We start from the raw sequence: 7,565 nt of genomic DNA on the forward strand, positions 1-7,565 counted from the left end.
AACGTCAAAATCCCAGGGCGCACCCATCTTTTCGCGGGTCGCTTGCGCCTTCCAGAATGCCGTCGCTTCGGATCCTGATCGCTTGGGCGCCTCCCAATGGCGTTTCTGTAAGCACTACATTGTGCCCAATCTCTGCCAACTGTTTCCTTGCGCTGTCTTGATATCCCGGCTCCACTTTCAGAACGCCGCCGTCTGCAAAGGCTCTGGGTGCGTCGATGGCGGCTTGAAGATCCAGCCCGAAATCGGTCAGGTTGGACACAAGCCTGGCGTGTCCGGTCGGTTGATAGGCGCCGCCCATCACGCCGAAGGGCATGGCGGGCTCACCGTCGATGCGCAGCATGCCGGGGATGATCGTGTGCATGGGGCGTTTCCCGCCGCCCAGTTCGTTGGGGTGACCGGACTGCAGGGTGAAGCCGGCTCCTCGGTTTTGCAGCAGGATGCCGAACTTTTCCGACGCGATCCCCGAGCCGAAACCGTGGAAGATGGAATAGATCAGCGAAACGGCCATCCGGTCGCGATCCACGACCGTGACATAGACCGTGTCCTTGTGAACGGCCTCGACGATCGGGGCGGCTGACGGCATGGCCCGCTTCGGGTCGATCCGGGCGGCCAGGTCTTCGGCGGTCTTCGGGTTCAGCATCCAGTCCAGTTGCTGGGATCGCTCGGGGTCCGCGATGAAGCGGTTGCGCGCCTCGTAGGCCAGTTTGGCTGCCTCGGCCTCGATGTGAACGCGCGCGGCCCCCCACGGGTCCATTTTGGCGATATCGAAATGCCGAAGGATGTTCAGCAGCAGAATGGCCGTCGCGCCCTGCCCGTTGGGCGGATGCTCCAAAAGTTCGACCTCCTTGTAGGTGCCGCCGATGGGCAGGGTCGGAACGCAGGCCGTCCGTTCGAAGTCTTCACCCGTGTGGACGCCGCCGAGGTCTTGCAGCGTGGCCAGCATGTCGTCGGCGATTTCGCCGGTATAGAAGGCATCTCTTCCGTCGCGGGCGATCCGGCGCAGAACTTCGGCCTGGCCGGGGGCACGGAACATTTGCCCCACCTGCGGGGCCTTGCCGTCGATCAGAAAATGGCTCCGGGCGGCTCCTTGAAGGGTCCCGGCGTCGCGTGCCCAATCGTGGGCGACGCGCGGCGCAACCGGTACGCCGGCCTCGGCATAGTGTATGGCGGGCTCCAGAACCGCACCGAGACCCAATCGGCCCTCTGTGCGGGAGAGATAACAGAATGCATCCACGGCCCCGGGTATCGTAACCGCATGCGGGCTGGTCAGCGGAACGGCGTCAAACCCCTGTTGCCGCAGGTGCTCGGCCGAAGCGGCCGCCGGCGCGCGGCCCGACCCGTTCAATGCGCGGACTTCGCTCTCGCCGGCACGGTTGTACAGAACAAAGCAGTCGCCGCCCAAACCCGTCATCTGAGGCTCGCAGATGCCCAGAAGCACGGCGGCGGCAATGGCCGCATCCATGGCGTTTCCGCCCTGGCCCAGTATGTCCAGGGCGACCTTGGCGGCCAAGGGATGCGAGGTCGCGCACATTCCGTCGGTTGACAGAACCTCGGACCGGCCGGGAAAATGAAAGTCGCGCATGATACCCCCTGCGGTTGTCACGACGACACTAGATGGCTGTGCGTCTTTGTCCATAGGGGGGAAGCGGAGGAAATCCTCGGCGCCATACACTGGGTGGGGGCTGTGACAGTGGCGCCGAGGGAAGCTATCTGAGCTACCCTTTCTGTATGATCCCGCTTTTGGGCGCAACAATGGTTCGATCTGGGCTTTATTGTGGCCGCTTTTCAGTGGAGGAGAAGGCGAAGGACAGCCTCAGGCGGTTTTCTCCGTCGGTCCGATCGTACCGAACATTGTCGCAAAGCTGGCGGATCAAGAACCAGCCGAATCCGCCTTCGGGCAGATCCTCGCGTGCTGTCTCGACGCTGGCCGGGATGCCGTCAGGGACGCGCAGTCCGGGCAGAGGCCGGCCACGATCGGTGATCAGGATGCTCAGGCCGTTCCGATCCATCGTGGCCTGCACCTGTACGCGGCCTTCGGGATTGTCCGAATAAGCGTGTTCGACGACGTTGTTGATGGCCTCGGCCAGGGCGATCTTCACGTCGCAGTTGCGTTGATGCGGCACCCCAAGCGCATCGAGGCTGCCATGCAGACAGGCGATTGCGGTGCTTGCATCGGCCTCGTTGGCGGCGAAGCTCAGGTCCATTCCGCCGTTCTTGCAGTTGACAGTCACGCAATCTCACCCAATGTGCCGTTTCACTCCGCTGGTGCGGCCAGCGCGTCGTCCAGGTCGGGAAACAGCCGAAAGACGGTATCCATTCGGGTCAGCCGAAAGACCTTCTCGACGACGGGCTGAAGCCCGGCCAGATCCAGCCTTCGGTCGCCGCCCAGTTGCTTCATGGATGCGACGATCGCGCCCAGCCCGCTCGAGTCGATGAACTCCACCGCCGACAGGTCCAGGATCACACGCCGCGCGCCGGAGTCGGTTTCAAGGCGCATGTTCTCCTTGAACTGAATCGCCATGGCAGCATCGATTCGGTCTGCATCGACCCGGATCACCTGAGTTTCGCCGGTCGTATTGCTGCTCAATGCCAAAAGGCCACCCTCCACAAATGAAAGTCGATCGTAGAAATACGCTAGACGGCAATTCTTACGATTCTGTATCCAAGGCCCGAACACAGGAGGAGTCGCATGAAAGAGGTCGTGATTGCCGGGGCCGCCCGGACCCCGATGGGGGGTTTCCAGGGAATGTTTGACGGGGTGCCCACGGCCGAGTTGGGTGGTGTTGCCATCCGTGCTGCGTTGGACGATGCCAACACGCAGACCGCGGACGAGGTTCTGATGGGCTGCGTCCTGCCCGCCGGGCAGGGCCAAGCGCCGGCGCGTCAGGCCGGGTTCGCGGCGGGGCTGGGCGAAGACGTTCCGGCCACGACGCTGAACAAGATGTGCGGGTCGGGCATGAAGGCCGCCATGATGGCGTTTGACCAGATCGCGCTGGGTCATGCCGACCTCATGGTCGCCGGCGGCATGGAGAGCATGACCAACGCGCCTTACCTACTGCCCAAGATGCGCGGCGGCGCGCGGATCGGACATTCCCAGGTGATCGACCACATGTTTCTGGACGGGCTCGAGGACGCTTATGACAAGGGCCGCCTGATGGGCACCTTTGCCGAGGATTGTGCCGAAGCCTATCAGTTCACCCGCGAGGCGCAGGACGAATACGCGCTGAAATCACTGTCGAACGCGCTTGAGGCGCAGGCCAGCGGTGCGTTTGACGGTGAAATCGCGGCGGTGACGGTCAAGACCCGCAGGGGCGAAGTCACTCAGGACGCGGATGAACAACCCAAATCGGCCCGCCCCGAGAAAATCCCGACGCTCAAGCCCGCCTTCCGCAAGGACGGCACCGTGACGGCGGCCAATTCCTCGTCGATCTCGGACGGCGCCGCGGCGCTGGTTCTGGCGTCGGCGGATGTGGCCGAGGCTCGCGGCCTGAACGTGCGCGCGCGCATTCTGGGCCATGCCAGCCACGCCCAGGCTCCGGGCCTGTTCACCACCGCCCCGGTTCCGGCCGCGCAGAAGCTGCTGGAGCGGATCGGCTGGAGCAAGGATGACGTGGACCTGTGGGAGGTGAACGAGGCCTTTGCCGTAGTTCCCATGGCCTTCATGCACGAAATGGGGCTGCCACGCGACAAGGTGAACGTGAATGGCGGGGCCTGTGCGCTGGGTCACCCCATCGGAGCCTCGGGCGCGCGGATCATGGTCACGCTGCTCAACGCATTGGAAAAACGCGGCCTGCGGCGCGGTGTAGCGGCCATCTGCATCGGCGGGGGCGAAGGCACCGCGATTGCCATCGAACGGGTTTGACCCTTCTCCCGTTTGCAAATAGTGCGTAGGTGATTTGAGCCGCAGGCTCGGCAGGGGGCGGCGCCCCCTGCAGTTCGTTTACGACAGGCCCGACCATGACCGCAGATTATGACACGCTTTCCAAGACCATTGCCGCGCTGACCGAAGGCGAGACCGATCCGATCGCGCTGATGGCCACGGTCGCCTGCGAGGTTCATCATGCCGACGACCGCTTTGACTGGACCGGTTTCTACCGCGTCACCGAACCCGGAGTGCTGAAGATCGGGCCTTATCAGGGCGGCCACGGATGCCTGGTGATCCCGTTCTCGCGAGGGGTCTGCGGGGCCGCGGCGCGCACCGGCGAGGTGCAGTTGGTTCCGGATGTGGACGCGTTCGACGGGCATATCGCCTGTGCGTCCTCGACCCGGTCGGAACTGGTTCTACCGGTGCGGGACGGCGCGGGCCGGATCATCGCGGTGTTCGATATCGACAGCGACCAGCCCGATGCGTTCACCCAGGCCGATGCGGATGCGCTGTCGCAAATCCTCGCGCAGGTCTTCGGGCGGATCTGAGGCTTACTCCGGCTCGATGCCCGTCGCTTCCAGTTTGGTGTCGGGCTCCACGTGGATGATAGTGCGGGCCTCGGGCAGCTTCTCGGCGATGGCGTCCTCGATCGCGTCGCAGATGTCATGCGCCTCGCCCACGGACATGTTGCGGTCCACCACCAGGTGGAATTCGATGAACACCGCCTTGCCGGCCCGGCGCGTGCGCAGGTCGTGGATCTGCAACGCGCCTTGGGACGAGTTGCGCACGGCCTCTTTGATGATGTCCGTGTCGTCGCTGTGCGCGGCCGAATCCATCAGGTCGCCGGCTGAATGAAAGATGACCTTCCAGCCCTCGCGCAGGATGTTGGCGGCGACCAGAATGGCCAACAGCGGATCGAGAACGACCCAGCCGGTCAGCAGCACCAGCACAAGCCCCAGCAAGACCCCGGCCGAGGTCCAGACATCGGTCATCAGGTGGCGTCCGTTCGCCGTCATGGCCGGTGACCGCCGCTGCTCGCCCGCTGCGATCAGCACCCGCGCCCAGATCAGGTTCAACACCATGGCCGCGGCGTTGACCGCCAGCCCGACCGGCCCGAGCTGATCGAGATGTGGGGCGAACAGCGCGCCCCATGCCTCTTGCAGGATCAGGATCGCGGCCAGCACGATCAGGGTGCCCTCGGCGATGGCCGAGAAATTCTCGGCCTTGTGGTGCCCGAACGGGTGGTTGGTGTCGGCCGGGCGCTCGGCCATGCGGATGGCAAACCAGGCCAGCAGTGCGGCCACGACATTGACCAGCGACTCCATCGCGTCGGAATACAACGCGACCGAACCGGTCAGTCGCCAGGCCCAGATCTTGAGCGCCAGCACCAGCAATGCAACGGCCACCGACCCGATGGCCAGCGACTGGGAGGATGTTCTGTCGATCATGCCGCAGCTTTGCCCGATCCGGCCCGCGATTGCCAGTTCAAGCCGCGCCCTGCGTCATATACAGCCACGCCGCGGCGACCTGCAGCAGCACGATGGCATACAGGCTGACCCTGATCCGCGATTTGCGGGTCTTGTGGTTGAACACCCAACTGCCCAGCAGCGCACCCGGACCGCCGCCCAGCAGGGCCAGCCGCAGCAACCACCGCTCGGGCACACGCCGCCTGCGCCGGCGCGCCTGCAGCTTGTCCCAGCCGAAAACCACCAAGGTCAGCCCGTTGATGGCCCAGAGATATGCGATAGCGATCCACATGTCCGCGCTTTACCCGAGTGGCCACATGTTCGGAAGTGAAAAACCGCTTGGTTTTTTCATCGATTCGGGTCATCGTGAAAATATGCGCAAAAATTTCACGAGGGTGACGTGGACGATCAGGGTCAGACCGGGGCGACATTGGGGGCTGACATCCGGGCCTTGCGCAAAACGCGCGGGCTGACGCTGACGGATGTGGCCAAGCGGCTGGATCGGTCGGTCGGCTGGCTCAGCCAGGTCGAGCGCGATCTGTCCGAGCCGTCGATTTCCGACCTGCGCCAGATCGCCGAGTGCCTCGGCGTGCCGATGTCGATGCTGTTCGCGCACACCGGCGTAACGCCGGACGAACTGGGCTATGTCGTACGCGCCGGATCGCGCCGCCCGATGGGCTCGGGCGAGGAGGGGCTGATCGAGGAACTGCTCTCGCCCGATCTCACCGACGATTTCGAGATGGTGCATTCCACCTTTCAGCCTCGCTCGCGGATGCAGACCCCGGCCGACCGACCCACGCAAGAGGTGGGCTACATGATCTCGGGCTGCCTCGACCTGACGATTGGCGGGCGCAGCTTCACCGTCGGGCCGGGCGACAGTTTCCGCATCAAGCACGAACCCTATCACTGGTCGAACCCGTATGATGAGCCAGCGGTGGCCATCTGGGTCATCGCCCCGCCGGTCTACTGATGAGCTTCGAGGCCTGGACCATATTCGCGCTGTTCTGGGTGGTGTTCGTCACCACGCCGGGGCCGAACGCGGTCAACTGCATCTCGAACGGGATGAGCCTGCCCTTGCCCAAGGCGATGCTGGGGGTGCTGGCGATCCTGACACAGGCCAGCGCCTTTCTGATCCTCTCGGCGCTGGGGGTGACGGCGCTGATCGCGGCCTCGCCCACCGGGTTCTTCATTGCCAAGCTGATCGGCGCGGGGTTCCTGATCTGGCTCGGCGTGCGCGGCTGGATGAATGCCGGCAGGCCCGCGCCCGCAGCCGAACGTCCTGCGCGGCATGTCTATCTGCACGCGCTGGCGGTGGCGACGATCAACCCCAAAAGCGTCGCGGGCTATCTGGCTGCGTTTTCGCAATTCGTGCAGCCGCACGTGCCGATCTGGCAGCAGATGGCCGTGATCGTGCCGACCGCGCTGACCATCACCACGCTCAGTTACACGGGCTTTACCCTGCTGGGCGCGCTGATGGGCAAGGCGGCGCTGGGGGCCGTGTTCAACACATGGGTGCGCCGGGTCATGGCCACCTGTTTCATCATCTACGGGGTCTTGCTGGGCACCAGCGCGACCCCGGCAGGAAAAACGTGATGCCGCTCGCGGCAGTCTGACAGGGAGCAAAAACCTATGAGTGATTTTCCGACAAAGGCCCGCGTGGTCATCATCGGCGGCGGCGTGGTGGGGACCTCCTCGCTGTATCATCTGGCCAAGAAGGGCTGGACCGACTGCGTTCTGCTGGAAAAGAACGAGCTGACCGCCGGATCGACCTGGCACGCGGCGGGCAACGTGCCGACCTTCTCGACCTCGTGGGCGATCATGAACATGCAGCGCTATTCGACCCAGCTGTATTCGCGCCTGGCCGACGAGGTCGATTACCCGATGAACTACCACGTCACCGGCTCGATCCGGCTGGCCCACAGCAAGGAGCGGATGCAGGAATTCGAGCGCGCCGCCGCCATGGGCCGCTATCAGGGCATCCCGATGGAGATCTGGACGCCGGAACAAGCCAAGGAGCGGTATCCGTTTCTGGAACTGCACGATCTGGTCGGGGTTCTGTATGACCCGACCGACGGCGATATCGACCCGGCGCAGCTGACGCAGGCGCTGGCCAAGGGCGCGCGCGACATGGGGCAGAAGATCATCCGGTTCTGCCCCGCCACCGGCGTCACCCAGCATGACGACGGCACCTGGACCGTGCATACCGAGAAGGGCGACATCGACTGCGACTATGT

Annotated in this window: 10 protein-coding genes; 5 read left to right on the plus strand and 5 right to left on the minus strand. The window is 64.3% G+C overall.

What is annotated here, in order from left to right:
• Positions 1-4: 4 nt before the first annotated feature.
• From AC2FMN_RS13135 to AC2FMN_RS13145, 3 genes are all read right to left on the minus strand, one after another.
• Positions 5-1,582 (minus strand): gamma-glutamyltransferase family protein, encoded by a 1,578-nt coding sequence (locus tag AC2FMN_RS13135; protein ID WP_496688674.1) that lies wholly within the window; start codon positions 1,580-1,582, stop codon positions 5-7.
• Positions 1,583-1,769: 187 nt separating this feature from the next.
• The gene (locus AC2FMN_RS13140) at positions 1,770-2,231 is read right to left on the minus strand and encodes an ATP-binding protein (protein WP_496688675.1); all 462 of its coding nucleotides are present in this window, start codon (positions 2,229-2,231) and stop codon (positions 1,770-1,772) included.
• Between the two features lie 23 nt (positions 2,232-2,254).
• Positions 2,255-2,593 (minus strand): STAS domain-containing protein, encoded by a 339-nt coding sequence (locus AC2FMN_RS13145; RefSeq protein ID WP_496688676.1) that lies wholly within the window; start codon positions 2,591-2,593, stop codon positions 2,255-2,257.
• Positions 2,594-2,689: 96 nt separating this feature from the next.
• Between AC2FMN_RS13145 and AC2FMN_RS13150 the strand changes: the two genes are divergently transcribed.
• Both AC2FMN_RS13150 and AC2FMN_RS13155 read left to right on the plus strand, forming a co-directional pair.
• Positions 2,690-3,862 carry a thiolase family protein gene (locus AC2FMN_RS13150; protein ID WP_496688678.1) on the plus strand — a complete coding sequence of 391 codons (1,173 nt, stop codon included), beginning with the start codon at positions 2,690-2,692 and terminating at the stop codon, positions 3,860-3,862.
• Between the two features lie 95 nt (positions 3,863-3,957).
• The gene (locus AC2FMN_RS13155; RefSeq protein WP_496688680.1) at positions 3,958-4,413 is read left to right on the plus strand and encodes a GAF domain-containing protein; all 456 of its coding nucleotides are present in this window, start codon (positions 3,958-3,960) and stop codon (positions 4,411-4,413) included.
• 3 nt (positions 4,414-4,416) lie between these two features.
• Here AC2FMN_RS13155 and AC2FMN_RS13160 read toward each other — a convergent pair whose 3' ends face one another.
• Complete coding sequence (locus AC2FMN_RS13160) at positions 4,417-5,313, minus strand: cation diffusion facilitator family transporter (protein WP_496688682.1); 897 nt, start codon at positions 5,311-5,313, stop codon at positions 4,417-4,419.
• Positions 5,314-5,350: 37 nt separating this feature from the next.
• A complete protein-coding gene (locus AC2FMN_RS13165; protein ID WP_496680369.1) occupies positions 5,351-5,623 on the minus strand; it encodes a DUF1294 domain-containing protein in 273 nt (90 codons plus the stop codon).
• Positions 5,624-5,731: 108 nt separating this feature from the next.
• Between AC2FMN_RS13165 and AC2FMN_RS13170 the strand changes: the two genes are divergently transcribed.
• From AC2FMN_RS13170 to AC2FMN_RS13180, 3 genes are all read left to right on the plus strand, one after another.
• Entirely contained in the window at positions 5,732-6,301 is a 570-nt protein-coding gene (locus AC2FMN_RS13170; RefSeq protein WP_496688684.1) for a helix-turn-helix domain-containing protein, read from the plus strand.
• Positions 6,301-6,924, plus strand: a complete 624-nt coding sequence (locus AC2FMN_RS13175) for a LysE family translocator (RefSeq protein ID WP_496688686.1) — start codon at positions 6,301-6,303, stop codon at positions 6,922-6,924. Before AC2FMN_RS13170 ends, AC2FMN_RS13175 begins: the two co-directional genes overlap by 1 nt.
• Before the next feature lie 36 nt (positions 6,925-6,960).
• On the plus strand, positions 6,961-7,565 hold a 605-nt coding region (locus tag AC2FMN_RS13180), incomplete at its 3' end, for an NAD(P)/FAD-dependent oxidoreductase (RefSeq protein WP_496688688.1).

It is taken from the genome of Ruegeria sp. BHSC037, assembly GCF_059613045.1.